The sequence below is a fragment of the Stenotrophomonas sp. LC732 genome (assembly GCF_052446685.1).
GTDB classification, from domain to species: Bacteria; Pseudomonadota; Gammaproteobacteria; order Xanthomonadales; family Xanthomonadaceae; genus Stenotrophomonas; species Stenotrophomonas muris.
Genome location: NZ_CP199214.1, coordinates 4,040,042 through 4,065,006, shown reverse-complemented (window position 1 = coordinate 4,065,006; position 24,965 = coordinate 4,040,042). Strand labels below are relative to the sequence as shown.

22 protein-coding genes are annotated in these 24,965 nt (G+C 66.7%); 16 read left to right on the top strand and 6 right to left on the bottom strand.

Going from position 1 to position 24,965, the window contains the following annotated elements; all coding sequences use genetic code 11:
- Positions 1-421: 421 nt before the first annotated feature.
- The 5 genes from ACT6SE_RS19200 to ACT6SE_RS19180 all read left to right on the top strand — a co-directional run bounded on the left by ACT6SE_RS19200 (position 422) and on the right by ACT6SE_RS19180 (position 5,289).
- A complete protein-coding gene (locus ACT6SE_RS19200; RefSeq protein WP_046432822.1) occupies positions 422-2,644 on the top strand; it encodes an NADP-dependent isocitrate dehydrogenase in 2,223 nt (740 codons plus the stop codon).
- A 316-nt stretch (positions 2,645-2,960) separates the two neighbouring features.
- Positions 2,961-3,926, top strand: a complete 966-nt coding sequence (locus ACT6SE_RS19195) for a hypothetical protein (protein WP_046432820.1) — start codon at positions 2,961-2,963, stop codon at positions 3,924-3,926.
- Positions 3,919-4,467 (top strand): GTP-binding protein, encoded by a 549-nt coding sequence (locus ACT6SE_RS19190; protein WP_014648641.1) that lies wholly within the window; start codon positions 3,919-3,921, stop codon positions 4,465-4,467. The genes ACT6SE_RS19195 and ACT6SE_RS19190 overlap by 8 nt, the downstream gene beginning before the upstream one ends.
- On the top strand, positions 4,460-4,876 hold the full coding sequence (locus ACT6SE_RS19185) for a roadblock/LC7 domain-containing protein (protein ID WP_014648640.1): 417 nt from the start codon (positions 4,460-4,462) through the stop codon (positions 4,874-4,876). The genes ACT6SE_RS19190 and ACT6SE_RS19185 overlap by 8 nt, the downstream gene beginning before the upstream one ends.
- Positions 4,877-4,929: 53 nt before the next feature.
- Positions 4,930-5,289, top strand: coding sequence for a hypothetical protein (locus tag ACT6SE_RS19180; protein ID WP_014648639.1), 360 nt, complete (start codon positions 4,930-4,932; stop codon positions 5,287-5,289).
- 74 nt (positions 5,290-5,363) lie between these two features.
- Here the strand turns inward: ACT6SE_RS19180 and ACT6SE_RS19175 are convergent, their stop codons facing one another.
- Positions 5,364-6,110: a KilA-N domain-containing protein gene (locus ACT6SE_RS19175; protein WP_014648638.1), complete on the bottom strand. Its 747-nt coding sequence runs from the start codon at positions 6,108-6,110 to the stop codon at positions 5,364-5,366.
- Positions 6,111-6,265: 155 nt separating this feature from the next.
- Between ACT6SE_RS19175 and aceK the strand changes: the two genes are divergently transcribed.
- On the top strand, positions 6,266-7,996 hold the full coding sequence (aceK, locus tag ACT6SE_RS19170) for a bifunctional isocitrate dehydrogenase kinase/phosphatase (RefSeq protein WP_046432816.1): 1,731 nt from the start codon (positions 6,266-6,268) through the stop codon (positions 7,994-7,996).
- 80 nt (positions 7,997-8,076) lie between these two features.
- Entirely contained in the window at positions 8,077-8,967 is an 891-nt protein-coding gene (locus tag ACT6SE_RS19165; RefSeq protein WP_046432813.1) for an energy transducer TonB, read from the top strand.
- 39 nt (positions 8,968-9,006) lie between these two features.
- On the opposite strand, the gene ACT6SE_RS19160 is transcribed toward ACT6SE_RS19165, so the two are convergent.
- The gene (locus tag ACT6SE_RS19160) at positions 9,007-10,581 is read right to left on the bottom strand and encodes a sensor domain-containing diguanylate cyclase (protein ID WP_046432810.1); all 1,575 of its coding nucleotides are present in this window, start codon (positions 10,579-10,581) and stop codon (positions 9,007-9,009) included.
- 297 nt (positions 10,582-10,878) lie between these two features.
- Between ACT6SE_RS19160 and ACT6SE_RS19155 the strand changes: the two genes are divergently transcribed.
- A complete protein-coding gene (locus tag ACT6SE_RS19155; protein ID WP_046429864.1) occupies positions 10,879-11,946 on the top strand; it encodes a hypothetical protein in 1,068 nt (355 codons plus the stop codon).
- 87 nt (positions 11,947-12,033) lie between these two features.
- Here the strand turns inward: ACT6SE_RS19155 and rho are convergent, their stop codons facing one another.
- A complete protein-coding gene (gene rho / locus ACT6SE_RS19150; protein ID WP_046429862.1) occupies positions 12,034-13,779 on the bottom strand; it encodes a transcription termination factor Rho in 1,746 nt (581 codons plus the stop codon).
- A gap of 227 nt (positions 13,780-14,006) precedes the next feature.
- Complete coding sequence (trxA, locus tag ACT6SE_RS19145; protein ID WP_005411275.1) at positions 14,007-14,336, bottom strand: thioredoxin; 330 nt, start codon at positions 14,334-14,336, stop codon at positions 14,007-14,009.
- 508 nt (positions 14,337-14,844) lie between these two features.
- Here trxA and rhlB point away from each other — a divergent pair.
- The 8 genes from rhlB (at position 14,845) to ACT6SE_RS19105 (ending at position 21,956) form a co-directional block, all read left to right on the top strand.
- Positions 14,845-16,566 (top strand): ATP-dependent RNA helicase RhlB, encoded by a 1,722-nt coding sequence (gene rhlB / locus ACT6SE_RS19140; protein ID WP_046429861.1) that lies wholly within the window; start codon positions 14,845-14,847, stop codon positions 16,564-16,566.
- Positions 16,567-16,729: 163 nt separating this feature from the next.
- Entirely contained in the window at positions 16,730-17,416 is a 687-nt protein-coding gene (gene ftsE, locus ACT6SE_RS19135) for a cell division ATP-binding protein FtsE (RefSeq protein WP_014648630.1), read from the top strand.
- A 3-nt stretch (positions 17,417-17,419) separates the two neighbouring features.
- Positions 17,420-18,367, top strand: coding sequence for a permease-like cell division protein FtsX (gene ftsX / locus ACT6SE_RS19130; RefSeq protein WP_046429859.1), 948 nt, complete (start codon positions 17,420-17,422; stop codon positions 18,365-18,367).
- Positions 18,368-18,374: 7 nt separating this feature from the next.
- Positions 18,375-19,217, top strand: a complete 843-nt coding sequence (locus tag ACT6SE_RS19125) for a response regulator (RefSeq protein WP_014648628.1) — start codon at positions 18,375-18,377, stop codon at positions 19,215-19,217.
- Complete coding sequence (gene ung, locus ACT6SE_RS19120) at positions 19,214-19,927, top strand: uracil-DNA glycosylase (protein ID WP_005419723.1); 714 nt, start codon at positions 19,214-19,216, stop codon at positions 19,925-19,927. The genes ACT6SE_RS19125 and ung overlap by 4 nt, the downstream gene beginning before the upstream one ends.
- 278 nt (positions 19,928-20,205) lie before the next feature.
- Complete coding sequence (gene rpoH, locus ACT6SE_RS19115; protein WP_005411269.1) at positions 20,206-21,081, top strand: RNA polymerase sigma factor RpoH; 876 nt, start codon at positions 20,206-20,208, stop codon at positions 21,079-21,081.
- Positions 21,082-21,250: 169 nt separating this feature from the next.
- Complete coding sequence (locus tag ACT6SE_RS19110) at positions 21,251-21,640, top strand: type II toxin-antitoxin system RelE/ParE family toxin (protein WP_080342729.1); 390 nt, start codon at positions 21,251-21,253, stop codon at positions 21,638-21,640.
- A complete protein-coding gene (locus ACT6SE_RS19105; RefSeq protein ID WP_014648626.1) occupies positions 21,624-21,956 on the top strand; it encodes a helix-turn-helix domain-containing protein in 333 nt (110 codons plus the stop codon). The genes ACT6SE_RS19110 and ACT6SE_RS19105 overlap by 17 nt, the downstream gene beginning before the upstream one ends.
- A 78-nt stretch (positions 21,957-22,034) precedes the next feature.
- Here the strand turns inward: ACT6SE_RS19105 and purD are convergent, their stop codons facing one another.
- Together purD and purH are read right to left on the bottom strand one after the other, a co-directional pair.
- Positions 22,035-23,318, bottom strand: coding sequence for a phosphoribosylamine--glycine ligase (gene purD, locus ACT6SE_RS19100; protein ID WP_046429858.1), 1,284 nt, complete (start codon positions 23,316-23,318; stop codon positions 22,035-22,037).
- Positions 23,319-23,379: 61 nt separating this feature from the next.
- On the bottom strand, positions 23,380-24,963 hold the full coding sequence (gene purH, locus ACT6SE_RS19095; protein WP_046429857.1) for a bifunctional phosphoribosylaminoimidazolecarboxamide formyltransferase/IMP cyclohydrolase: 1,584 nt from the start codon (positions 24,961-24,963) through the stop codon (positions 23,380-23,382).
- Between the last annotated feature and the right edge of the window lie 2 nt (positions 24,964-24,965).

The following is a 24,965-nucleotide window of genomic DNA, read 5'->3' as shown; positions in this document are numbered from 1 at the left end:
GCGACGGCTGATGAACTCGCCAGCCTGGCCGCCGTCGTTGGGGGATTCCGCATCTGCAACTTCCAGCAAAGCAAGCGCTCACAGACATTGACCTGTCCAAGGCGTGCCGAGTGGGGGCAGCGATTGTCGGAGTGGGTCATGCGTGCCTCAACGAGCGGGAAGTCGAATTAGCCATCAAGCCTCAGCTTCCTGACCGGAAGCGAGCCAACGACGAAACACAGCGGTCCAGTACCGCCGCGTATGGCGCGGCTTTGCCCCGCGCGGCTGAAAACGCGACAATGCAGGGGTTTCCCCGCCGCGCGCCCACCCTGACGGCGACGGGGGAAAGCGTGGGGCCCGGCCCCGCGCGCGACACGGTTGCACGTGGCCCGGCGCTGGCGCCGGCCTTCCCCTGAGCACTGCTACAGAGTCCAAGTCCCCCATGTCCAAGATCCTCTACACGCTGACCGACGAAGCACCGTTCCTGGCCACCCAGTCGCTGCTGCCGATCGTCGGCGCCTACACCGCCACCGCAGGCATCGTGGTGGAAACCCGTGACATCTCGCTGTCCGGCCGCATCCTGTCGCTGTTCCCTGAACTGCTCAGCGACGCGCAGAAGGTCAGCGACGACCTGGCCGAGCTGGGCCAGCTGGCGACCACCCCGGACGCCAACATCATCAAGCTGCCGAACATCTCCGCCTCGGTGCCGCAGCTGAAGGCGGCCATCAAGGAACTGCAGGACCAGGGCTATCCGCTGCCGGATTACCCGGAAACCCCGGCCGACGACCAGCAGCGCGACTACAAGGCGCGCTACGACAAGGTCAAGGGCAGTGCGGTGAACCCGGTGCTGCGCGAAGGCAACTCCGACCGCCGTGCACCGCTGTCGGTGAAGAACTACGCGCGCAAGCATCCGCACCGCATGGGCGCCTGGGCGTCGGATTCGAAGTCGCACGTCGCGCACATGGCCGCCGGTGACTTCTACGGCAGCGAGAAGTCGGCCACCCTGGCCAACGCCGGTTCGCTGAAGATCACCTTCCACGGCAAGGACGGCAGCGCCGTCGTGCTGAAGGAGAAGACCGCAGTGAAGGCGGGCGAGATCGTCGATGCCGCCGTCATGAGCCGCAAGGCACTGGCCGCGTTCATCGGCGAGCAGATTGCCGATGCCAAGGCCCAGGGCGTGCTGTTCTCGCTGCACCTGAAGGCGACCATGATGAAGGTCTCCGACCCGATCATGTTCGGCGTGGCGGTGAACGAGTTCTACAAGGACGTACTGACCAAGCACGCCGACGTGCTGAAGCAGGCCGGTTTCGATGCCAACAACGGCATTGGTGACCTGGCTGCGCGCCTGCCGTCGCTGCCTGAAGCCACCCGCGCCGCGATCGAGGCCGACCTGGCCGCCGAGTACGCGCAGCGCCCGGGCGTGGCCATGGTCAATTCGGACAAGGGCATCACCAACCTGCACGTGCCGAGCGACGTGATCGTCGACGCCTCGATGCCGGCGATGATCCGCGACTCGGGCAAGATGTGGAATGCCGAAGGCAAGCTGCAGGACACCAAGGCGGTCATTCCGGACCGCTGCTACGCCGGCGTGTACCAGGCCGTCATCGACGACTGCAAGGCGCACGGTGCCTTCGACCCGGCCACCATGGGCTCGGTGCCGAACGTCGGCCTGATGGCGCAGAAGGCCGAGGAGTACGGCTCGCACGACAAGACCTTCCAGATCGCCGCCGATGGCGTGGTCAAGGTCACCGATGATGCCGGCGCCGTGGTGTTCGAGCACGCCGTGGAAGCTGGTGACATCTGGCGCATGTGCCAGACCAAGGACGCGCCGATCCAGGACTGGGTCAAGCTGGCCGTCGAGCGCGCCCGCCTGAGCAGCACCCCGGCCGTGTTCTGGCTGGACGCCGCCCGCGCCCACGACGCGCAGGTCATCGCCAAGGTCGAGCAGTACCTGAAGGACCACGACACCACCGGCCTGGATATCCGCATCCTGCCGCCGGTGGAAGCCACCGCGTTCTCGCTGGACCGCATCCGCAAGGGCGAGGACACCATCTCGGTGACCGGCAACGTGCTGCGTGACTACCTGACCGACCTGTTCCCGATCATGGAACTGGGCACCAGCGCCAAGATGCTGTCGATCGTGCCGCTGATGGCCGGTGGCGGCCTGTTCGAGACCGGTGCCGGTGGATCGGCCCCGAAGCACGTGCAGCAGTTCGTTGAAGAGGACTACCTGCGTTGGGATTCGCTGGGTGAGTTCCTGGCCCTGGCCGCGTCGCTGGAACACCTGGGCAACCGCTACGACAACGCCGCTGCCCGCGTGCTGGCCAAGGCGCTGGACGAAGCCAACGGCCAGTTCCTGGACAACGACAAGTCGCCATCGCGCAAGCTGGGTGGCATCGACAACCGTGGCAGCCACTTCTACATCGCGCTGTACTGGGCCCAGGCCCTGGCCGCGCAGGACGAGGACGCCGCCCTGAAGGCGCGCTTCGCCCCGCTGGCCAAGACGCTGACCGACAACGAGCAGAAGATCGTCGAAGAGCTGATCGCAGTGCAGGGCAAGGCCGTGGACATCGGTGGCTACTACCGCCCGGACGTGGCCAAGGCCAGCAAGGCGATGCGCCCGAGCGCGACCTTCAACGCCGCGCTGGAGCAGCTGCGCGGCTGATCCACTGCCGTTCGGCCGTGACACCGGAACCCGCGCTTCGGCGCGGGTTTCTTTTTATGGCGCTGGGGTCAGATCCCTTTTGCAAGCAAAAGGGATCTGACCCCATTCGACCCGTGTCCAGAACCGTGACATCCGTCGGTCGTCGGAATGCCGTCAACGGGGCATGAAACTTGCCCGCGATGGCGGTCGCAGAATGGATCGGGGCCGTTTCGCAGTCGCCTTGAATCTGAGCAATCGATCACGACGGCCGCCGCTGGCGATGCCCTAGCCTTGGCGACGCGAGGCCACCGGGGAGGTGGCCGCACGGGGAACACGGATGGCACGCGTGCTGGTAGTGGGAACCGATATCCAGGGCGAGCAGGCCCTGCTGCAACGGCTGCGCCTGGCCTCGGCGCTGCCGGATGGCCAGGTCCGCCGCAGCCAGGATCTGGACGATTGTGATCTGCTGGTCATCCGCGATACCCCGGCGCTGCGCAACGCCGCCCAGCGCATGCGACAGCAACGTCCGCGCCTGCAGTGCTGGATCGAGGACATCGGCGGCCAGCTGCGTGATGGCGACGGGCATCAGGACGTGCTTGATGACGGTGCCATCGGTCGCGCGTTGCGTCGCATGCAGTTGGCACCGGAGCCCCTGGTCATGCAGACACCTGCGCCGATCCGCCTGGCAGATGGCGCGCACGCCATCACCCGCCTGCTGCGCGAGCGGCTGCCGCTGCGACAGGGCCAGGCACTGCTGGGTGATGCAGGCGAGCCTCTGCTGCTGATGGATCTGGAGCACGATCAGGCCGTGCTGTTGCAGGAGCCGGCTGCGGCGCTGGTGGAGCGGCTGGCCGATGCCTTTGAGCGCCTGCAGCTGGACGCGCTGACACCGGCGCGCCTGCAGGCCCTGGCCGGCGAGCGGCCACGCCAGCCGCTGCGGCCACTGCTGTGGCAATGGGCGCAACGCAGCCGCCATTGGCAGGCGCTGGACGAGCGCCTGCGCGGCGCCTCGGTGAAGCTGCTGCGCTGGCCGGACTTCCGCGTACTGGGCCATGACCACGATGGCTTCCGCCTGTGCTCGCTGCTGCTCAAGCGTGCGTGCACGGTTGAGGAATGCGCGATGCTGCTCGAACTGCCGGCGGCGGCCGTTCGCGATTTCATCCATGCCGCCTATCTGTGTGGCTACGCGCAGCTGCAGGCCGCCCCGGCGACGCTGATGATGGCGGCAGGTGGCACCCGCACCGACAACGGACTGCTCGCCCGCCTGTGGCGGCACCTGCGCGGGAGCGAGCGCAATGCGTGAGCACAAGGTGGTCGTGCTGGGCGGCATGGGCAGCGGCAAGTCGACGCTGGTACGCAGCATCGCGGCTGGCGCGGTGGTCGACACGGATGTGGCCAACAGTGATCGCCTCGGCGCCGACAAGGCCTCCACCACCGTGGCGCTGGACTACGCAGACATCGACCTGCCCAACGGCGAACGCCTGCGTCTCTACGGAACGCCCGGCCAGCAGCGCTTCGATTTCCTGTGGCCGATCCTGCTGCAAGGCGCGCGTGGCGCGGTGCTGCTGCTGGATGCGCGCCGCGCCGGCCTGGCCAGCGAGCTGGAAGGCTATCTGCAGGTGCTGCAGCCGTTCGCATCATCCTTGGCACTGGTCGTGGCGGTCACCCACCTGGACCAGGCACCGCAGGCCGCACTGGATGACTGGGCCATCCGTGCCTGCCTTGACGACCAGCCGCTGCCGCTGCTGGCCGTGGATGCCCGTGACCGAGGACAGGGACTGCTGCTGATGGATGTACTGATGAGCGAAATGGAAGCGCACGCACTGGTGGCTGCACATGGCTGACGGGCAGCTGGCGGTACTGCCCGACGCCGGTCAGCGTGAGCGCCTGCAGCCCCTGCTGCAGGACCTGCAGCAGCGGGTCGAAGGCGTGCGCACGGTCGTGCTGGCCAGCGTCGATGGCTTTGCCCTGGTCAGCGCCGGCGCCGAAGGGCGCGGCGAACGGCTGGCGGCGATGACCAGCGCGATGCTGGCGCTGGCTGCGGCGGTCGGGCGCGAACTGGTGCTGGGCGATCTGCAGACACTGATGCTGGAAGCGGCGGGCGGAAAGGTGCTGATGCTGGCGATCCAGGCCGAAGGGCGCGCACCGTTGCTGCTGATGGCGGCCTGCGACCAGCGCAGCGTGATCGGCCAGGTGCTGTGGCAGAGCAGGGAATGTGGCCAGGCGATCCTGGCCGAACTCGGCGGATCGTGAGCCCGGCCGCAGGGGAACAAGGGGCTCGGACCAACATCGACAAGGGGTGCGACGTGGCTGGATTGAATGATTCGTTGAACGCACTGATGGGCATCGACGGCGCGCAGGCAGTGGCGCTGGTCGATTACGAAAGCGGCATGCTGCTGGGCGAAGCCGGTGCCGGCATGGACATGGAAGTGGCCGCCGCCGGCAATACCGAAGTGATCCGCGCGAAGATGAAGACCGCCGCATCGCTGAACCTCAACGACAGCATCGAGGACATCCTGATCTCGCTGGGCAAGGCGTACCACATCATGCGCCCGGTGGCGAAGAAGAAGGGCCTGTTCTTCTACATCGTGCTGGACCGTACCAAGTCCAACCTGGCATTGGCCCGGCGCAAGGTGCAGGACGTGGAGGCCGAACTGGCGATCTGAGCGGCCGCCTCCGTAGCGCCGGACCATGCTCGGCTGCTTCCAGCCGAAGCAGCCGAGCACGTTCGGCGCTGCCTTCAGGCTGCTGGAAGCAGCAGTGCAGAGACGAACGAGAGAGCCTTGCTGTCGCGTGCGGCGAAGTACCTGGGCGCATGATCTGGCAGCCACACTTCGTTGAAGTGGCGGCGGAAGTCCTCGTAAAACTCGTTGGGATACAGCTTGGCCTGCACCGTGCGGCCGTCCGGGTAGGCGTGGTCATACGTGGGCAGCGCATCGGTGTCGACGCCGCGATGATCCCTCAGCCATTTGCAGAACAGTCGGCCTTCGGAGATGTCCGGCACCAGCGCCTGCGGGAGCGTATAGCCCGCCTGCTCCAGCGGTGCGATCAGGTTCAACGTCAGCTCGTTGAGCATCGAGAAATGGGTGTACGGCACCTTGGCACGGTTCTGCATGTAGCGGTCGATGTGCACGGGCAGCAACGCATTGGCGCGACCCTGCTGCCATTCCACCACCCACTGCGAGACCTTCACTGCGAACCTGCGCGACAGCCACTGGCCGAGGTGGATGGCGAGGTACGGGTGGATCCAGGTGCCTTGCATGGCCGGGTTCCCACCGGATACCACGTGGATCAGCTCATTCTCGGACAGCTTCGTCTGCGCCATGAGCTCCTGCAGGAACTCCTCCGTCGATTTCAGTGCCCGGTAGTCGGACCAGCGCTTGCCGACGGACTGGCACAGGGCGGTCGCGCTGATGTAGCCGTCGCGGGCGCGCTGCGGGATGACGTTGCCTTCCTCCACGCGCGGAATAAAGGTCATTTGCTGCATGCGTCACCTCGTGCCGTTGTTGGGCCTGAAAGGGTAGGCAGCAGGGAGGCATCAGGTCTGTAGGAATCGTTGCGTTTGTCGCGGCATGCAGTGGCCCTACACAAGCCACCCCACGCCAGCGTATGGTGAGGCAGGTCCTCCCGGGTGAGCCCTGCATGTCCGAGCCTGACACCGTTGCCGACTTGGCGTCGCGCATCGCCGGCGCCATTCACGCCGGCTTCGAGCAGTATCACGCCCGCTTTGCGGCGATCACCGCCCGTGCGCGGCAGCGTTTCGAGCAGCGCGACTGGGTGGGCGCGCGCCGGGATGCAGTCGAGCGCATCGCGTTGTACGACCTGTGCATCGCCGAACAGATGGATGCGCTGCGGCGTCTCGCCGGCGAAGCGATCGGGGAACGCGCGCTGTGGCTGCAGGTGCATGCGCGCTATAGCGCACTGCTGCGGGGGCTGATCGACGCCGAGCTGTACAAGACCTTCTACAACACGCTGTCGCGGCGCTTGTTCTCCACCCGTGGCGTGGACCCGGCGCTGGAGTTCATCGCCTTCGATGTCGAGCCGTCCGATGCGATCACCCACCCGGTCGCACGGCATACCTATGCGGTCTCGCCGACGCGGCCGGTGGAGGCTCTCCAGCGCGTGCTGGCCGATTACCGCTTCGACATTCCGTATGCGCACCAGCTGCGCTGCGCGGCGACCATCGCTGTGCGCCTGCAGGATGATCTGGCCCACTGGGGTGATACGCCGGTGCGCAGCATCGAGCTGCTCGACACCGTGTTCTACCGGGAGCGCCGCGCCTACCTGGTGGGTCGCGTGTTCGGCGAACACCGCTTCTCACCGTGCGTGATCGCCCTGGTCAACGATGGGCAGGGCCTGCGTGCAGATGCGGTGCTGACCCGGCGTCGCGATGTCGCCCATCTGTTCGGCGTGTCGCGCAGCTATTTCCAGGCCGACCTGGCCACGGTGGGCGATGCGGTGGTGTTCCTGCGCAGCCTGTTGCCGGGCAAGCCCATTGATGAGATCTATACGGTGTTGGGCCGCGCCAAGCAGGGCAAGACCGAGCGCTACCGTACCTTCTTCCGCCACTTCAACGAACATCCGCAGGAGCGGCTGGTGCATGCCGAAGGCACGCCGGGCATGGTCATGGCGGTGTTCACCCTGCCCAGCTATCCGCTGGTGTTCAAGCTGATCCGCGACCGCTTCGCGTGGCCGAAGTCGATGTCGCGGCAGCAGGTGGAAGAGAAGTATGCGCTGGTGTTCAACCTCGACCGTGTCGGTCGCCTGCTTGATGCGCAGCCGTACCGCCATCTGCGTTTCCCGCGCGACCGCTTCGCACCGGCCTTGCTGCAGGAGCTGCTTGCGCAGTGCGCGCAGAGCGTGCGCGTCGATGGCGACCAGGTGGAAGTCGCACTGTGCTACGTGCAGCGTCGCTTCCGTCCATTGAACCTGTACCTGCGCGAGCAGGGCGGCGACGCGGTGCGTGCGGCGGTACTCGACTACGCGCAGGCGATCACCGACATGGCGCGCAACAACATCTTCCCCGGCGACATGCTGCCGAAGAACTTCGGCGTATCGCGGCATGGCCGGGCAGTCTTCTACGACTATGACGAGCTGTGCCTGGTCAGCGACTGCGTGTTCCGCGCCTGGCCGCAGCCGCGCACGCCGGAGGAAGCCATGGCCGACGAACCCTGGTTCCATGTCGGGCCACGCGACGTGTTTCCCGAGCGCTTCGGCCCGTTCATGGGCCTGCCGGCGGGCGAGCTGGCGGCGGTGCGCGAACATTACCGGCACCTGTTTGATCCCGCGTGGTGGCAGGGCCTGCAGGCGCGCTTCGCCAGCGGTGATTATCCGGATACCCCGCCCTATGCGGCGGTCCATCGCCTGGCCTGAACGGCGTGGCGTGGACTGCCCGCCGGTCCCGCTCGGACTGCGGTACGCTCGGGGTTCACCTCATCACCATGGATCCGGCAATGATGCGTTCCCCCCTGTTCCTTGCGCTGGCCCTGGCGTTCGCCGCCGGTGCTCCCCTGCTGCCGGCCGATGCCATGGCCCAGAACGCGCGCGCCGTGCGCGCCACTGCCGAGATGAGCATGGTGCTGTCGGGCAGTATCGACGTGGCGGCCGATGGTTCGGTCAGCACGCTGGTCCTGGACCAGCGTGCCATGCTCGCACCCGGCATCGTGTCGTTCGTGGAAGGCGCCATCCGCGGCTGGCAGTTCGAACCGACGTTGCGCGATGGCACGCCGGTGGCCGTCCACGCGCCGCTGCGCGTACGCCTGCGTGGCAAGCAGCAGGAAGACGGCAACTACCAGATCAGCATGACCAGCGTCGACTTCAGTGAATATGATCCGAAGGCTACCGATTCGATCACCCAGAAGCGCATGCCGCCGCCGCGCTACCCCGAAGAGGCCTTCCGCAATGGCGGGCAGGGTGACGTACTGCTGCTGGTCAAGGTCGCACGCGACGGCACCGTGGCCGATGTCATTGCCGAGCAGGTGAACATGACCGTGGTCGCACCGGAACGGACCATGGCCAGGATGCGCGACATCTTCGCCAAGGCCAGTATCAGTGCGGCCCGCAAGTGGACCTTCTCGCCGCCGACCACCGGCGAGGACAGCACGCGGGATTCATGGACCGTGCGCGTGCCGGTCACTTTCGCCCTGAACAACAGCGACAACGGCCAGCCGGAACGCTACGGCCGCTGGCGTGCCTTCATCCCCGGCCCGCGCCAGGCCGCACCCTGGCGCACGCCGGATGGCGCCGGACAGGCGGGAAGTGATCTGCTGCCGGCTGGCGGCGTGTACATGGCCGATGGCACCCAGCGCGGCCTGCGCCTGCTGACGCCGCTGGCGCAGCGCTGAGCCCGGTGCGATGGAGCGGTCGGCCAGGCCGGCCGCTTTTCAGTCCGCGTACGGGTAGACCACCACGCGGTTGCGGCCCTGTTCCTTGGCCATGTACAGGGCCTTGTCGGCCAGCCGCAGCGCCTGCTCGGCATCGACATGGAAGCTGGGGAAGTGGGCCACGCCCATCGACACAGTGATGGTGCCGACCGGCTCGAACGGATGATCGGCGATGTGCTGGCGCAGGCGCTCGCCGGCCTGGCGCGCCGAGTCGGTACTGATGCCCGGCAGCAGCAGCAGGAATTCCTCGCCACCGGCACGGCAGAGGATGTCGCTGTCGCGCGAGTAGCGGCGCATCTGGTCGGCGATATGGACGATGGCGGCGTCACCGACGTCATGGCCGTGGCTGTCGTTGATCGATTTGAAGCGATCGATGTCCAGCGCCAGGATCGCGAACGGAATGCCCTGCACCTGCAGCGCATCCAGCGCCTGCTGCAGGCCGCGGCGATTGAGCAGGCCGGTCAGCGGATCGGTGCGGTTGGCGCGGTTGAGTGTGCCAATGCGGTCCTGCAGGGCGTTGAAGCTGTGCAGGACCGCCTGCTTGAGCTGGGCAACCTCGAAGTACCATGCGCGGATGCCGCTGACGTGGTTGATCGCGCTGCCGGTGTCCTCGCCACCCTGCACGTTGCGCGCCAGCTGCCACAGCGGCATCGAGATGCGCCGGGCGAACCACCAGGTGATCAGCAGTGACAGCAGGCCGAGCGGGATCGCGTTCCAGATCACCGCGGTCATCAACCGTGACAACGGCTGCAATGTGGCCTCGGTCGGCCGCTGGGCGATGATGCCCCAGCCAGTGGCCGGTACCGGCGCGTAACCGGCCAGCATCGACACGCCCAGGTTGTTACGGACCTGCTGCGCGCCGCGCTCACCGCGCACCACCGCCTTCACCGCCGGGTTGCCGACCACGTAGTCGCCGACCCGCTTGCCGTCGGCGTGGTACAGCAGGCGGCCATGGCGGTCGACCACGTACAGGTAGGAGCCGTCGCGGTAGTAGTGCTTGCCCAGCAGCGTATGCAGCGCGCTGCGCTGGCGCAGGTACAGGGTGCCGCTGACGTAGCCGCGATAGTGGCCCTGGCGGTCGAAGATCGGGTGCGACAGCGAGACCAGCAGCTTGCCTGTGGTCGACTGGTACGGGTCGCTGATCATCGGCTGGCGTGCAGCCAATGCGGCATTGTTGCCGACGCTGTGCAGGATCTCGCCCTGCAGCTGCAGGGTCTGCGGCGAGGTGGCGATCACCAGGCCGTCGGCGTCCACCACCAGCGAGGAATTGAAGCTGTTGGTCTGCAGCTGCAGGCGGCTGGCCTCGTCCTGCGCCTGTGCCGGATCGAGGTCACTCTGGCCGAGCCGGGTGGCGGCGTAGGCCAGCTCCTGCTGCGCGGCCAACAGGAAGTTCTGGGTGGTCTCGGCCAGCTTGGTGGCATAGACGCGGTTGGCTTCCAGGGTATTGCCGACCAGCTGGTCGCGCTGCACGCGGTAGCTGGCCAGCAGGGTATTGGCCAGGGCGATGATGGCGCTGAGCAGGGCCAGGGCGAGGATCAGCTTGCCCAGGTTGAGGCGGGGAGACAGCGTTCGCATGCGTCGACGGATCCGGCAGGAGGCTGGACCCGACCGGTTCTCCGGAAGGGGCGACAGCGGAATCGGTGGCCACGCCCGCAGGGCCGGGCAGGGTATCGGGCGGATTATCGCCAAAAGTCGGCGGCGGCAAAGTGAAGTGGGTCGCCCTGCAGGCAAAAAAAAGACCTGCCGCAGCGAGCTCGGTGCCAGGACGCGTGGGCGCAGGGTCAGTCTGGCTGGTCAAGGAAATCTACAACTATTCGCATGGTACCTGCCCCCGGGAACTGAAAGCATGGTGCGTTTGGAGGATGCACGTTCATGCGATTTCTGCTGCAGAGCTTGAGGGTTCTTCCTTGCGCAACCCATCGAGGCCACTTTGTCGAATCCCATCTTTCGCGGGTTCGCATGCACCTGAATGCCGGTGACCATGCTTCGGCCGAGGCCGTGATGGCGGGGGTGCCGGCTGAAACCCATGAGCACCTTGTCTGGCGCTTGTCGGTGGAACGTCGGGTTGGTCGATGGATCAAGACGTGGACGCAGGCGTTGCCACAGTCCTCTCACCCTCTACTGGTTTCTGCATATGCGGAAATCAACAAGGCATGGTCAGTCCGCGGTGAGAGCTACGCAGCGGATATCCCGATGTTGCGGCGACGCAGATACCCCGGGATCATGATGCAGGCATCTCGGAAGCTCTCGGACATCGTGGCCCAGGAGCCTGGCAATGCAATGGCGTTGGCTGGCCTGATTCACTGTGACGTCGTGGTCGGCACCGGTGACGGAAACAGGGATGACTGGCTCAATGCGGCGATGGCGGCCGAGCCGTTCCATTGCCCTTCGATCGTGCAGTATGCGAGAGGGACATGGCAGCGCTGGGGAGGCGAGCCGGATGATCACTTTCGATTTGCCGATTGGGTGGTTGAGAACGCGCCCGCTGGCAGCTGCTCGCACATCGTGGCTGCACAAGCGCTGCTGGATGATGCCCTGACCGTGGCGGACGGCTTCAGCTCAATGCGAGGAATCTCCCGCCATCTCGGAAACGAGACAACCGCTGCGTGGCTACGCCGCGCAATACTGAAATGGGCCGGTGCCACGCCGGAAACCCTGGAGTGTCGTCTGCGGGACATTGCATCCCTTCATGGCGACAGCTATCACGGGATCTGCATGGAGACATTTGCATTTGCGGCGTATCTCGCGGGTGCCAAAGATGAGGCCCGCCAGCTGCTGATCGCATTGAGGGGGCGATTGCAGGCTGATGTATGGGAGATGCTCTTGCCGTCCATTCCCGGCTGGCTGGCTGCCGTTGGCCTCAGGCATCGGGCGGCGCACCTGGCGCATGATCGCATCTGTCGTGATCTGGAGTTGGACCCGCGGCAGATCTGCCGATAGCTCCATGGTGCCCACGGACGGGGACGCTGGTTCCAATGAAGAGGCCCCGCATCGCGGGGCCTCTACTGGTTCCATCTATGCCGTGGATCAGCGCTTCATCGAGCCGAAGAACTCGTCGTTGGACTTGGTGTTCTTCATCTTGTCCAGCAGGAACTCCATCGCGGCCATTTCATCCATCGGATGCAGCAGCTTGCGCAGGATCCAGATCTTCTGCAGCAGTTCCGGCTCGATCAGCAGGTCTTCGCGGCGGGTGCCGGAACGGTTGATGTCGATGGCCGGGAACACGCGCTTTTCAGCGATACGGCGGCTCAGGTGCACTTCGCTGTTGCCGGTGCCCTTGAACTCTTCGTAGATCACCTCGTCCATCTTCGAGCCGGTGTCGACCAGCGCGGTGGCGATGATGGTCAGGCTGCCGCCTTCCTCCACGTTGCGCGCGGCACCGAAGAAGCGCTTCGGGCGGTGCAGGGCGTTGGCGTCCACACCACCGGTCAGCACCTTGCCCGAGCTCGGCACCACGTTGTTGTAGGCGCGGGCCAGACGGGTGATCGAGTCGAGCAGGATCACCACGTCCTTCTTGTGCTCGACCAGGCGCTTGGCGCGCTCGATGACCATTTCGGCCACCTGCACGTGGCGCGCGGCCGGCTCGTCGAAGGTCGAGCTGATGACCTCGCCGCGCACGGTGCGCTGCATTTCGGTCACTTCTTCCGGGCGTTCGTCGATCAGCAGCACGATCAGGTGCACGTCCGGATGGTTGGTGGTGATGGCAGTGGCGACCTGCTGCATCATCATCGTCTTGCCGGCCTTCGGCTGGGACACGATGAGCGAGCGCTGGCCCTTGCCCTGCGGCGCCATCAGGTCGAGGATGCGGCCGGTGATGTCTTCCGACGAACCGTTGCCACGCTCCAGGGTGAAGCGGCGGCGCGGGAACAGCGCGGTCAGGTTCTCGAACAGCACCTTGTTCTTCGACGCTTCGATCGGCTCACCGTTGATGGTGTCGACGATGTTCAGCGCGAAGTAGCGCTCGCCGTCCTTCGGGAAGCGGATGCGGCCGGAGATGTGGTCGCCGGTGCGCAGGTTGAAGCGGCGGATCTGGCTGGGCGAGATGTAGGTGTCGTCCGGGCCGGCCAGGTAGCTGGCTTCGGCCGCGCGCAGGAAGCCGAAGCCGTCCGGCAGGATTTCCAGCACGCCATCGGCGGCAACGCCGTCGCCGTGGCGGGTCAGCACCTTCAGCAGGGCGAAGATCACGTCCTGCTTGCGGGCACGGGCCACGCCTTCGGAGATCTGCAGCTGCTCGGCGATCTCCAGCAGCTTCTGTGCCGGCATGCGCTTGAGGTCGCTCAGCGAGTAGACCGGGAAGCCCTCGGGCACGTTGGCGTGCGGGCGCGGCACGAAGGGCTGCTGCTCGCCGCCGTCCTGCGGCATGCCGTCATCGCGGCCACCGCGGTTGCGGTCGCGGTCGCGACGGTTGCGGAAACGGTCGCGGCGATTGCCCTGGCCCTGCTGGCCGTTCTGGTTGTAGGGGTTGTTGTTCTGACCCTGGCCCTGGTGCTGCCCACCGCCCTGGTGGTTCTGCTGGCGCTGTCCGGATTCGCGGCCTTCGCCACCCTCACCGCCGCCGGAGGCGGGGGCTTCAGTGGCAGGCGCGCTCGGCGCGGGGGCGGCTGCAGCCGGTGCCGGCGCTTCGGGCGCGGCTGCCAGCGGCAGGGTCGGTTGCGCCGGAGCGGCGCTGGTTTCGGCGGCTGCCGGGGCGGCGGCCTTGCTCACGCGGGGCTTGCGCACGCGCTTTTCGGCGGGCGCATCGGCGCTGCCGGTTTCGGAAGTGTTATCGGACAAGAGCGTTATTCCTCGCTTGAAGGTGCGAGCGCCCGGCTGGGGCGGCGAACGTTGGGAATGGGTCTGGAAGAAACTGCGTCCAGAGGGTGCGGCACGCGAGCGCGGCCGGATATGCCGACACTATCATCGGCCTGCGGCGGCATGCAAGGGTCGCCGGGAACAGCATTCATGATGGACGCGGGGCGCCCGCCGGCAGCCGCGGGCGGCGGCTGCCGGGAACAGCAGGATCAGGCCAGGGCCTTGTCCAGCAGGCCGGCCAGCTGGGCCTTGCCCACCGCACCGATCTGCTCGCCGACCTTCTCGCCGTCCTTGAACACGACCAGGTACGGAATCGAACGCACGTGGTACTTGGCGGCCAGTGCGCGGTTGTGGTCGACGTTGACCTTGGCGATCTTGGCGCGGCCCTGGTAGGCATCGGCCAGTTCGTCCAGCGCCGGGGCGATCATCTTGCAGGGGCCACACCACTCGGCCCAGAAATCGACCAGCACCGGTTCCTTGGAATTCAGCACTGCGCTATCGAAGTCGGCGTCGCCGACATGTACAACCTTGTCGCTCATCTTGGTTTCTCGTCTTGGATTGCACCCGGCCATGCCGGAGGTGGGTGAACTGGGCCATGCCCGGTGGCGCGACCCTCGTCGTTGCCTCGCGGCGCACTGCCGCGGTGCGTTCGGCGGGATGCCTGGACGCTCACGGCCGGCAGTGTACCCCTATCGCAGGGCAGGGACAGGCGCCGGTTGGAACCCAGCGTATCGTGATCGCTTCGATGGCCGGTATGTGTCGGATTTCACTGTCTTCCTGTACATGGGGCTGGCAGTGGGCGACACCAGCGAACCCGGGCAGGCCGTTCAAGTCCGGTGTGGCTGGGTGAAGGTGGCGTCTCTGGACGTCATGAGACGCCGCATTCCGGTTTGCCTGCCCGAGTGCGGTAAACTGGGGCATTGTGCGGCGCGCGGACCGGTGGTCCCAGCCTGCCAACCCGCCGCAGGGGCCGCAGTTTGCGACGGTGCCCCTAGACGATGAAGTGCCAGCCGCCCCACGGGCCGGCGGCCATACCAAGACGGACTCATGAGCGACAAACCGCTGACCGATTTGACCTTCTCCTCCTTCGAGCTGCATCCGGCCCTGCAGGCCGGCCTTGAAGGAGCCGGATTCACCCGCTGCACCCCGATCCAGGCGCTGACCCTGCCGGTCGCGCTGCCCGGCGGTGATGTTGCCGGCCAGGCCCAGACCGGCACCGGCAAGACCCTGGCCTTCCTGGTCGCTGTCGTGAACCGCCTGCTGACCCGCCCGGCGCTGGCCGACCGCAAGCCGGAGGATCCGCGTGCGCTGATCCTTGCCCCGACCCGCGAACTGGCCATCCAGATCCACAAGGATGCGGTGAAGTTCGGTTCCGACCTGGGTCTGCGTTTCGCGCTGGTCTACGGTGGCGTGGATTACGACAAGCAGCGTGAGCTGCTGCAGCAGGGCGTGGACGTGATCATCGCCACCCCGGGCCGCCTGATCGACTACGTCAAGCAGCACAAGGTGGTTTCGCTGCATGCCTGCGAGATCTGCGTGCTGGACGAAGCCGATCGCATGTTCGATCTGGGTTTCATCAAGGACATCCGCTTCCTGCTGCGCCGCATGCCGGAACGCACCATCCGCCAGACCCTGCTGTTCAGTGCCACCCTCAGCCATCGCGTGCTCGAGCTGGCCTACGAGCACATGAACGAGCCGCAGAAGCTGGTGGTCGAAGCCGAGACCATCACCGCTGCGCGCGTGCGCCAGCGCATCTATTTCCCGGCCGACGACGAGAAGATCCCGCTGCTGCTGGGCCTGCTGTCGCGCAGTGAAGGCGCGCGCACCATGGTGTTCGTCAATACCAAGGTGTTCGTCGAGCGCGTCGCCCGCTCGCTGGAAAAGGCCGGCTACCGCGTTGGCGTGCTGTCCGGCGACGTGCCGCAGAAGAAGCGTGAGAGCCTGCTCAACCGCTTCCAGAAGGGCCAGCTGGAAATCCTGGTGGCCACCGACGTGGCCGCGCGTGGCCTGCACATCGACGGCATCAAGTACGTCTACAACTACGACCTGCCGTTCGACGCCGAAGACTACGTGCACCGCATCGGTCGTACCGCGCGCCTGGGCGAAGAGGGTGATGCGATCAGCTTCGCCTGCGAACGCTACGCGATGGGCCTGCCGGACATCGAGGCCTACATCGAGCAGAAGATCCCGTCCGAGCCGGTCACCAAGGAACTGTTGACGCCGCTGCCGCGCCCGGAACGCCCGGCCCCGGCTGCTGGCGAGGAAGGTGAGGAGAACGAGAGCGTCGGCCAGATCTTCCGTGAAGCGCGCGAAGCCCGCGCCGCTGAAGAAGAGCGCCGTGGTGGTGGTCGCAGTGGGGGCCGCTCCGGCGGCGGCCGTGGCGAGCGTCGCGACGGTGAGCGCAGCGGCGAGCGCCGTTCGCGTGGCCCGCGCAAGCCGCGCGTGGAAGGCGAGCAGGTTGCAGCTGCCCCGGCCGAAGGTGCTGAAGCCGCTGTCGCCCAGGCTCCGCGTCCGCCGCGCCCGCCCCGCGCCGAGGGCGCGCCGGAAGGTGCCGTGGATGGCGAGCGCAAGCCGCGCAAGCGCCGTCGTCGTCGCCACGGACGTCCGGTCGAGGGTAGCGAGGGTGTGCAGGCCAACGCCGGCAACGGCGCCAGCCCGGTGACCCCGGTGCAGGTGGTGGCCAAGCCGGTGCGCACGGTGGCCGACAGCGGCGATTCGTTCCTGACCCGCATCGGCCGCAAGATCCGCCGGATGCTGTCGGGCAGCTGATCGGCGCTGCCGATCAGCGGGAAGCCCCCGACCGTTGGTCGGGTGGCTTTGAACGGTAGTGCCGGCCGCTGGCCGGCAACCCACATGGCTGCCGGCCAGCGGCCGGCACTACCTATCGCGCGACCGTCTCCACGAGGTCGCGCCGCTCCTGCATAATCGGGGCATGAGTGTCCTGCGCTTCGACAATGTCAGCAAACAGTACGCCGGTGGCCACGAGGCGCTGATCGATGTCAGCTTCGAGGTCGCGCCGGGCGAGATGCTGTTCGTCACCGGCCATTCCGGTGCGGGCAAGAGCACCCTGCTCAAGTTGATCCACCTCGACGAGCGGCCCAGCCGCGGCGCGGTGGTGTTCGACGAGCGCAACCTGCTGAAGGTGCGCGGCGGCGACGTGCCCCGCCACCGACGCGCGGTGGGCGCGGTCTACCAGGACCACCGGCTGCTGATGGACCGCTCGATCGCCGAGAACGTGGCGCTGCCGCTGATCCTGCGCGGCACCCGCCGTGGCGACATCAGCAAGCGCGTGCGCTCGGTGCTGGAGCGGATGGGCCTGGGCCATCGCGAGAAGGCGCTGCCCTCGCAGCTGTCGGCCGGCGAGCAGCAGCGCGTGGGCATCGCCCGCGCCATCGTCGGCGAGCCCAAGCTGCTGGTGGCCGATGAGCCGACCGGCAACCTCGACCCGACCCTGGCGGCGGAGATCATGGCCCTGTTCGCCGAGCTGCCCTCGCGCGGCACCAGCGTGCTGGTGGTCAGCCACGACCTGCCGCTGCTGCGCCGCATGCGCAAGCGCGTGCTGATCCTCGACCATGGCCGGCTGGTGGATGACATCTCGCCGCAGGACCTGGCGGAGTAACCGATGGCGAAGAACGAAAACAGCGAAGTCGCCGCCCCCTCGCGCGTGGGCGTCTGGTTCCAGCACCACGTGCACAGCGTGGTGTTCAGCCTGGGCCGCGCCTGCCGCAAGCCATGGGCGACCCTGCTGACGGTGATGGTCATGGCGCTGGCGCTGGCGCTGCCGCTGGGCCTGTCGATCGCGCTGGACAACCTCAAGCAGTTCGCCGGCAGCGTGCAGCAGTCGCGCGACATCAACGTGTTCCTGAAGGGCAACGTCGATGCACCCGGCGCGCTGCGCCTGGCCGGCCAGCTGCGCGACCGCGACGACGTGGCCGAGGTGAACGTGCGCACGCCCGAGCAGGGCCTGCAGGAACTGCGCGATGCCGGCCTGGGTGAGGCGATCGACGCACTCAACGACAATCCGCTGCCTTCGCTGCTGGTGATCACTCCCGGCCAGGGCAAGGACGACGCACGCCTGGCGCGCGCGCTGGAAAGCCTGCCCGAGGCCGATCTGGTGCAGCACGATGCGCTGTGGCGCCAGCGACTGGATGCCTGGCTTGCCTTCGGTGCGCGGCTGGTGCAGGTGCTGTCGGTCCTGCTCGGCGCAGGTGCCGCGCTGGTGGTCGGCAACACGGTGCGCCTGGACATCCAGGCCCGCCGCGAAGAGATCGGCGTGCTGCAGCTGCTCGGCGCCAGCGATGGCTTCATCCGCCGCCCGTTCCTGTACCTGGGCGCGTGGTACGGCCTGGGCGCCGGCGCGGTGGCGCTGGCCCTGATCGGCGCTGCGGGTGCCGCCCTGCGCATGCCGCTGGCCGAACTCTCGCGCAGCTACGGCAGCCCGTTCGTACTGCACGGCCTGGACCTGCTGCACGGCGGCCTGGTCCTGCTCGGCACGCTGCTGCTGGGTTGGCTGGGCGCCTGGCTGGTCACCGGCCACTTCCTCCGCCAGACCCGCCCGACCGACACCTGAGACCGGCATGCAACCGCAAGCGCTGAAACACCTTGAAGGGCCCGCGACGCGGGTGATGGTGGTCGATGGCTCGAAGCTGGTGCGCAAGCTGATCGCCGACGTCCTGCAGCGTGACCTGCCGGGCGTGGAGGTGATCGGCTGCAACAGCATCGAGGACGCACAGCAGGCGCTGGCACAGGGGCCGGTGGACCTGGTGACGACCTCGCTGACCCTGCGCGATGGCGACGGCCTGGCGCTGGCGCGGATGGTGCGCGAAGCGGCCGGCCAGGCCTATGTGCCGGTGATCGTGGTCTCCGGCGATGCCCAGCAGCACCTGGAGCAGCGCCGCTTCACCGAGTACGTCACCGACTATTTCGACAAATCGCTCGGCCATGAAGCACTGGCGACCTTCATCCGCGGCTACGTGCAGCCGCAGACCATCCCCGGTGCCACCATCCTCTATATCGAGGACAGCCGCGTGGTGGCCGAGGCCACCAAGCGCATGCTGGAACGCCAGCAGTTGAACGTGCTGCACGTGGTCAGCGCCGAAGAAGCGTTCACCCTGCTCACCGCCGAGTCGCTGGGCCGCAGTCGCCACCGCATCGACCTGGTGCTGACCGACGTCACCCTGAAGGGCGAACTGAGCGGTCGCGACGTGGTGCAGCGCGTGCGCGTGGATTTCGGCTACGGCAAGCGCCGCCTGCCGGTGCTGGTGATGACCGGCGATGGCAACCCGCACAACCAGACCGGGCTGCTGCAGTCCGGTGCCAACGACCTGGTGCTCAAGCCGATCGAAGAACGGCTGCTGGTCACCAAGGTGCTGTTCCAGCTGAGGCTGGCCCGATTGAACGATGGACCTCTGTTGCGATGATGGATGAAGTAGCCGACACCCCGACGATCCAGCTGGAACCGAGCTGGAAGCAGCACGTCGGCGATTACCTGTTGCAGCCGCAGATGCGCGAGCTGTCCAGCTTCCTGCGCCAGCGCAAGGCCAGTGGCGCGGCGGTGTTCCCGCCCGGCCCGCAGATCTTCGCCGCGTTCGACGCCACGCCGTTCGAGCAGGTGAAGGTGGTGATCCTCGGGCAGGACCCGTACCACGGTCGCGGCCAGGCACATGGCCTGAGTTTCTCGGTGCCGCCGGGCGTGCCGGTGCCGCCGTCGCTGCTGAACATCTACAAGGAGATCGAGAGCGATCTCGGTATCCCGCGTCCGGACCACGGTTGCCTGATTCCGTGGGCGCAGCGTGGCGTGCTGCTGCTCAATGCGGTACTGACGGTGGAAGAGGGCAAGGCCGGTGCGCACCAGGGTCGTGGCTGGGAAGGCTTCACCGACCACGTGGTGGATGTGCTCAACCGCGAGCGCGAAGGGCTGGTGTTCATGCTCTGGGGCGCCTATGCGCAGCAGAAGGGCAAGGTGATCGACACCCGCCGCCATCGCGTGCTGAAGTCGCCGCATCCGTCGCCGCTTTCGGCCCATCGGGGCTTCCTCGGCTGTCGTCATTTCTCGATGGCCAACGAGTACCTGCAGCGCCGCGGCCAAGCCCCGATCGACTGGTCGCTGCCGCCGCGCTCGGCACTCTGAGGGCCGGCGGGCCGCTGGGCCTGAACACCGGGCAACGTTCCCGGGCCTGAATGGGCCTTCAGAACGGCCCGTTCAGCTCCGCTTGACCGGAATCGGCCGCTTTACGGCAGGTAATTGCTTGAATTCCAAGGGATTGTGAATCCCGAAAAGCATGCTCGCCACTGTCATCAAATCGCGCTACGGTAGGGCTCTGTTTGGGACCAGTGTTGCATCAATGGGATGCTGGAACTTTTTCCTCCTTTAGCAGTCCAAATCCCGGACTGCTAAGATGGGTGCCTATGAGCCAGAACACCTCTACTGCCCTTGTGGCAAACAATCTCCCGATTCCCAGTGCGCTCGGTTCGCTGGACGCCTACATCGGTGCCGTGCACCAGATCCCGGTGCTGTCGGTCGATGACGAACAGGACCTGGCCCGTCGCTTCCGCGACGGCAACGATCTGGACGCTGCCCGCGAGCTGGTGCATTCGCACCTGCGCTTCGTGGTGCACGTGGCCCGCGGCTACAACGGCTACGGCCTTGCCCTGGGCGACCTGATCCAGGAAGGCAACATCGGCCTGATGAAGGCGGTCAAGCGCTTCGACCCGGACATGGGCGTGCGCCTGGTCTCCTTCGCGGTGCACTGGATCCGTGCCGAGATGCACGAGTTCATCCTGAAGAACTGGCGCATCGTGAAGGTCGCTACCACCAAGGCGCAGCGCAAGCTGTTCTTCAACCTGCGCAAGTCGAAGACGCGCCTGGGCTGGATGAACGCGGCTGAGGTGAGCGCGGTGGCCAAGGACCTGAACGTGTCCGAGCGCGAGGTCATGGAAATGGAGTCGCGCCTGTCGGGCCGCGATATCGGGTTCGACGCGCCGACCGACGAGGACAACGAGCACGCGCCGCCGTCGCCGGCTGCGTTCCTGGTTGCCGATGACGAAGACCCGTCGATGGCCTACGAGCGCGAGGACAGCGAAGACAACCAGATGCAGCTGCTGCGCGAAGGCCTGGCGGAACTGGATGCCCGCTCGCGCGACATCATCCGCCGCCGCTGGCTGGACGCGGACAGCAAGGTGACGCTGCAGGAACTGGCCGACGAGTACGGCGTGTCGGCCGAGCGCATCCGCCAGGTTGAAGCGAACGCGCTGAAGAAGATGAAGGCGCTGTTCACCGCGTAAGCGGGGTGGCGTTGGATTGAAGAAGGGCCCGGCGGAGATGCCGGGCCTTTTTGTTTCTGGAGCGCATCCACGCATGGCATGGATCAATCCTGACGCCAGGGCGGCAGCTGCGCCGACCGGAGCATGCGCTGGACGCTGATTTTCACGCCGTACCACTCGGTGGCACGGTATGATCATGTCACGTGTCTTCCGCACTCGAAGCTTCAACCGCAGTACACGACGTTCTTCACTGACCGATAGAGCCTTGTGCCGCGCGGCGGTGGAAATGCGTCAAGGACTGATTGATGCAGATATAGGGGGCGGCCTTCTCAAAAAGCGGGTTGCGCTGCCGGGCCGCGGAAAGCGCGGTAGCGCCCGCGTTATTGTCGCAACTAAGGTGGGGCGCTACTGGTTCTTTTTCTTCTGCTACGAGAAGAACGCGCGCGCGACCATCAGTAGTGCGGAACGGGACGCCCTTCAGCTGTATGCGTCTGAGTTCTTGAGAATGAGCCCTGAACAGTTGGACAGGGCAGTTATCTGCGGAGAACTGCAGGAGATTTGCCATGACAAAGACGGTTGAACATGGACGTGCAAAGAGTGCGATCCTCGATGCGGTGCATGAAGGCGCGGCGGGCCTTTACGCCAGCGGCTTCATCGACAAGCGGCGCATGAGCATGTACGAGGCGCTTTGTCTGAGGCCTGTGCCCGAATACAGTAGCGCCCAGATCCGTGCACTTCGCACGTCGTTGGAACTTAGCCAGCCGGTGTTCGCAGGTGTGCTCAACACCAGCGTTTCGACGGTCCGTAGCTGGGAACAGGGCGGGAAGAAGCCGAGCGGGCCGTCGCTGAAGCTTTTGAACCTGATTGATCGGAAGGGTCTCGAAGCAGTCCTGTAAAGCAAAGGCCCGGCAATGCCGGGCCTTTGCTTTACTGTGGTATTCAATCCGCGCCATGCATGGAAGCGGGGGGGTGCCTCACCCCTCGCGTGCGATCGCGCGCCAACCAATGTCGTTGCGGTGGAACGCGTTGGCCCAGCTCACCTTGGCCACGCCGGCATAGGCATTGGCCTGCGCGTCGCGCACGCTGTCGCCCAGTGCGGCCACGCACAGCACGCGACCGCCCGCACTGACCACGTGGCCCTGCGCATCCAATGCCGTACCGGCATGGAACACCTTGGCACTGGTCGGCACGTCGTCCAGGCCGGAAATCACGTCACCGGTGATCGGCGCTTCCGGGTACGGCCTGGCCGCCAGCACCACGCCCAGCGACGGGCGCGCGTCCCACTGCGCTTCGACCTCATCCAGGCGGCCATCGATAGCCGCTTCCACCAGCTCGACCAGGTCCGACTGCAGGCGCAGCATCACTGGCTGGGTTTCCGGGTCGCCAAAGCGCACGTTGAATTCGATCACCTTCGGTGCGCCGCTGGCATCGATCATCAGGCCGGCGTAGAGGAAACCGGTGAACGGGATGCCGTCGGCGATCATGCCCTGCACGGTGGGGTTCACCACCTCGCGCATCACCCGTGCATGCACCTCCGGCGTCACCACCGGGGCCGGCGAATAGGCGCCCATGCCGCCGGTATTCGGGCCGGTGTCGCCGTCGCCGACGCGCTTGTGGTCCTGCGAGGTGGCCATCGGCAGCGCATGCACGCCGTCCACCATCGAAATGAAGCTGGCTTCCTCACCGTCGAGGAATTCCTCGATGACCACGCGCGCACCGGCATCGCCAAACGCGTTGCCGGACAGCATGTCACGCACCGCGTCCTCGGCCTCGGTCAGGCTCATCGCCACGATCACGCCCTTGCCGGCGGCCAGGCCGTCGGCCTTGACCACGATCGGTGCGCCCTTCTCGCGCACATACGCCAGCGCGGCGTCCACCTCGCTGTGCACGGCGTAGAACGCGGTGGGGATGTTGTGGCGGGCCAGGAAGTCCTTGGCGTAGGCCTTGCTGCCTTCCAGCTGCGCGGCGGCGGCGGTTGGCCCGAAGATGCGCAGGCCGGCGGCGCGGAAGCGGTCGACCACGCCGGCCACCAGCGGTACTTCCGGGCCGACCACGGTCAGCGCTACGCCTTCGGCCTGGGCCAGCGCCAGCAGGCCGTCGATATCGGTGACCTTGACTGCCACGTTGCGGCACGTGTCTTCGCTGGCGGTACCGGCGTTGCCGGGCGCCACGATCACTTCGGTGACACGGGAGGACTGGGCCAGCTTCCATGCCAGGGCGTGTTCGCGGCCGCCAGAGCCGATGACGAGGATCTTCATGGGACAGGGTTCTCGGGTACGGAAGAGAAAAGCCGGGCAGGGCCCGGCTTGGTGATGCGGATCAGTGGCGGAAGTGGCGCACGCCGGTGAACACCATGGCCAGGCCATGTTCGTCGGCGGCGGCGATCACTTCGGCATCGCGCATCGAACCGCCCGGCTGGATGACCGCCTTGATGCCGGCGGCTGCAGCGGCATCGATGCCATCGCGGAACGGGAAGAAGGCGTCGGAGGCCATCACCGAGCCCTCGACCACCAGGTTCGCATCGGCGGCCTTGATGCCGGCGATGCGGGCCGAGTACACGCGGCTCATCTGGCCGGCACCGACACCGATGGTGCGGTTGTCCTTGGCATAGACGATCGCGTTGGACTTCACGAACTTGGCCACGTTCCAGGCGAACAGCAGATCGGTGAACTGCTTGTCGGTCGGCGCCAGCCTGCTGACCACCTTCAGTTCGTCGCGGGTCATGCCGCGGTTGTCCGAGGACTGCAGCAGCAGGCCCGAGCCGACGCGCTTGCTGTCGAAGTTGTTCAGGCCGTCGCCGTGCGGGATGCGCAGTACGCGCACGTTGGCCTTCTTCTGCGCGTACTCCAGCGCGGCCGGCTCGTAGTCCGGGGCGATCAGCACTTCGACGAACTGGCGGTCGAGGATCACCTTGGCGGTGGCGGCATCCAGCGGCTTGTTGAAGGCGATGATGCCGCCGAAGGCGCTGGTCGGGTCGGTGGCGTAGGCCAGCTCGTAGGCATCGCCGTTGCCGGCGCCGACGGCCACGCCGCACGGGTTGGCGTGCTTGACGATGACGCAGGCCGGCGCATCGAACTGGCGCACGCATTCCCACGCCGCATCGGCGTCGGCCAGGTTGTTGTAGCTCAGCTCCTTGCCCTGCAGCTGCTGGAAGGTGGCCAGCGTGCCCGGCACCGGGTACAGGTCGCGGTAGAACGCGCCGCTCTGGTGCGGGTTCTCGCCATAGCGCAGGTCCATCACCTTCACGAAGGTGGAGTTCATCTGCGCCGGGTACTCGGCACGGGCCGGCACGGCGGCGTCAGTGGCGGTGACCGCCGACAGGTAGTTGCTGATCGCCGCATCGTACTGGGCGACGCGGTTGAACGCGGCCACCGAGAATGCGAAGCGGGTGGCCGCCGTCAGCTGGCCGTTGTTGGCCTCCAGCGAGGCCAGCAGCTCGGCGTACTGCGACGGATCGGTGGCCACCGCCACGCGGGCGAAGTTCTTGGCAGCCGAGCGCAGCATGGCCGGGCCGCCGATGTCGATGTTCTCGACCGCGTCGGCCAGGGTGCAGTCGGCCTGGGCGGTGACCGATTCGAACGGGTACAGGTTCAGCACCAGCAGGTCGATGGCACCGATACCGTGCTCGGCCATCACTGCGTCATCCAGGCCGGAGCGGCCCAGCAGGCCGCCGTGCACCATCGGGTGCAGGGTCTTGACCCGGCCGTCCATCATTTCCGGGAAGCCGGTGACCTCGGCCACGTCCTTCACGGCCAGGCCCGCATCGCGGATCGCCTTGGCGGTGCCGCCGGTGGACAACAGCTCCACGCCGCGTGCCGCCAGCGCAGTGGCCAGCTCGACCAGGCCGGTCTTGTCGGAAACGGAGAGGAGGGCCCGGCGGACGGGCAACAGATCAGCAGTCATGG

Bases quoted from the DNA above. Each gene is read 5' to 3' on its own strand.
- ACT6SE_RS19200 (WP_046432822.1), top strand. From the start codon at position 422: ATGTCCAAGATCCTCTACACGCTGACCGACGAAGCACCGTTCCTGGCC.
- ACT6SE_RS19195 (WP_046432820.1), top strand. From the start codon at position 2,961: ATGGCACGCGTGCTGGTAGTGGGAACCGATATCCAGGGCGAGCAGGCC.
- ACT6SE_RS19190 (WP_014648641.1), top strand. From the start codon at position 3,919: ATGCGTGAGCACAAGGTGGTCGTGCTGGGCGGCATGGGCAGCGGCAAG.
- ACT6SE_RS19185 (WP_014648640.1), top strand. From the start codon at position 4,460: ATGGCTGACGGGCAGCTGGCGGTACTGCCCGACGCCGGTCAGCGTGAG.
- ACT6SE_RS19175 (WP_014648638.1), bottom strand. From the start codon at position 6,110: ATGCAGCAAATGACCTTTATTCCGCGCGTGGAGGAAGGCAACGTCATC.
- aceK (WP_046432816.1), top strand. From the start codon at position 6,266: ATGTCCGAGCCTGACACCGTTGCCGACTTGGCGTCGCGCATCGCCGGC.
- ACT6SE_RS19165 (WP_046432813.1), top strand. From the start codon at position 8,077: ATGATGCGTTCCCCCCTGTTCCTTGCGCTGGCCCTGGCGTTCGCCGCC.
- ACT6SE_RS19160 (WP_046432810.1), bottom strand. From the start codon at position 10,581: ATGCGAACGCTGTCTCCCCGCCTCAACCTGGGCAAGCTGATCCTCGCC.
- ACT6SE_RS19155 (WP_046429864.1), top strand. From the start codon at position 10,879: ATGCGATTTCTGCTGCAGAGCTTGAGGGTTCTTCCTTGCGCAACCCAT.
- trxA (WP_005411275.1), bottom strand. From the start codon at position 14,336: ATGAGCGACAAGGTTGTACATGTCGGCGACGCCGACTTCGATAGCGCA.
- rhlB (WP_046429861.1), top strand. From the start codon at position 14,845: ATGAGCGACAAACCGCTGACCGATTTGACCTTCTCCTCCTTCGAGCTG.
- ftsE (WP_014648630.1), top strand. From the start codon at position 16,730: ATGAGTGTCCTGCGCTTCGACAATGTCAGCAAACAGTACGCCGGTGGC.
- ftsX (WP_046429859.1), top strand. From the start codon at position 17,420: ATGGCGAAGAACGAAAACAGCGAAGTCGCCGCCCCCTCGCGCGTGGGC.
- ACT6SE_RS19125 (WP_014648628.1), top strand. From the start codon at position 18,375: ATGCAACCGCAAGCGCTGAAACACCTTGAAGGGCCCGCGACGCGGGTG.
- ung (WP_005419723.1), top strand. From the start codon at position 19,214: ATGATGGATGAAGTAGCCGACACCCCGACGATCCAGCTGGAACCGAGC.
- rpoH (WP_005411269.1), top strand. From the start codon at position 20,206: ATGAGCCAGAACACCTCTACTGCCCTTGTGGCAAACAATCTCCCGATT.
- ACT6SE_RS19110 (WP_080342729.1), top strand. From the start codon at position 21,251: ATGATCATGTCACGTGTCTTCCGCACTCGAAGCTTCAACCGCAGTACA.
- ACT6SE_RS19105 (WP_014648626.1), top strand. From the start codon at position 21,624: ATGACAAAGACGGTTGAACATGGACGTGCAAAGAGTGCGATCCTCGAT.
- purD (WP_046429858.1), bottom strand. From the start codon at position 23,318: ATGAAGATCCTCGTCATCGGCTCTGGCGGCCGCGAACACGCCCTGGCA.
- purH (WP_046429857.1), bottom strand. From the start codon at position 24,963: ATGACTGCTGATCTGTTGCCCGTCCGCCGGGCCCTCCTCTCCGTTTCC.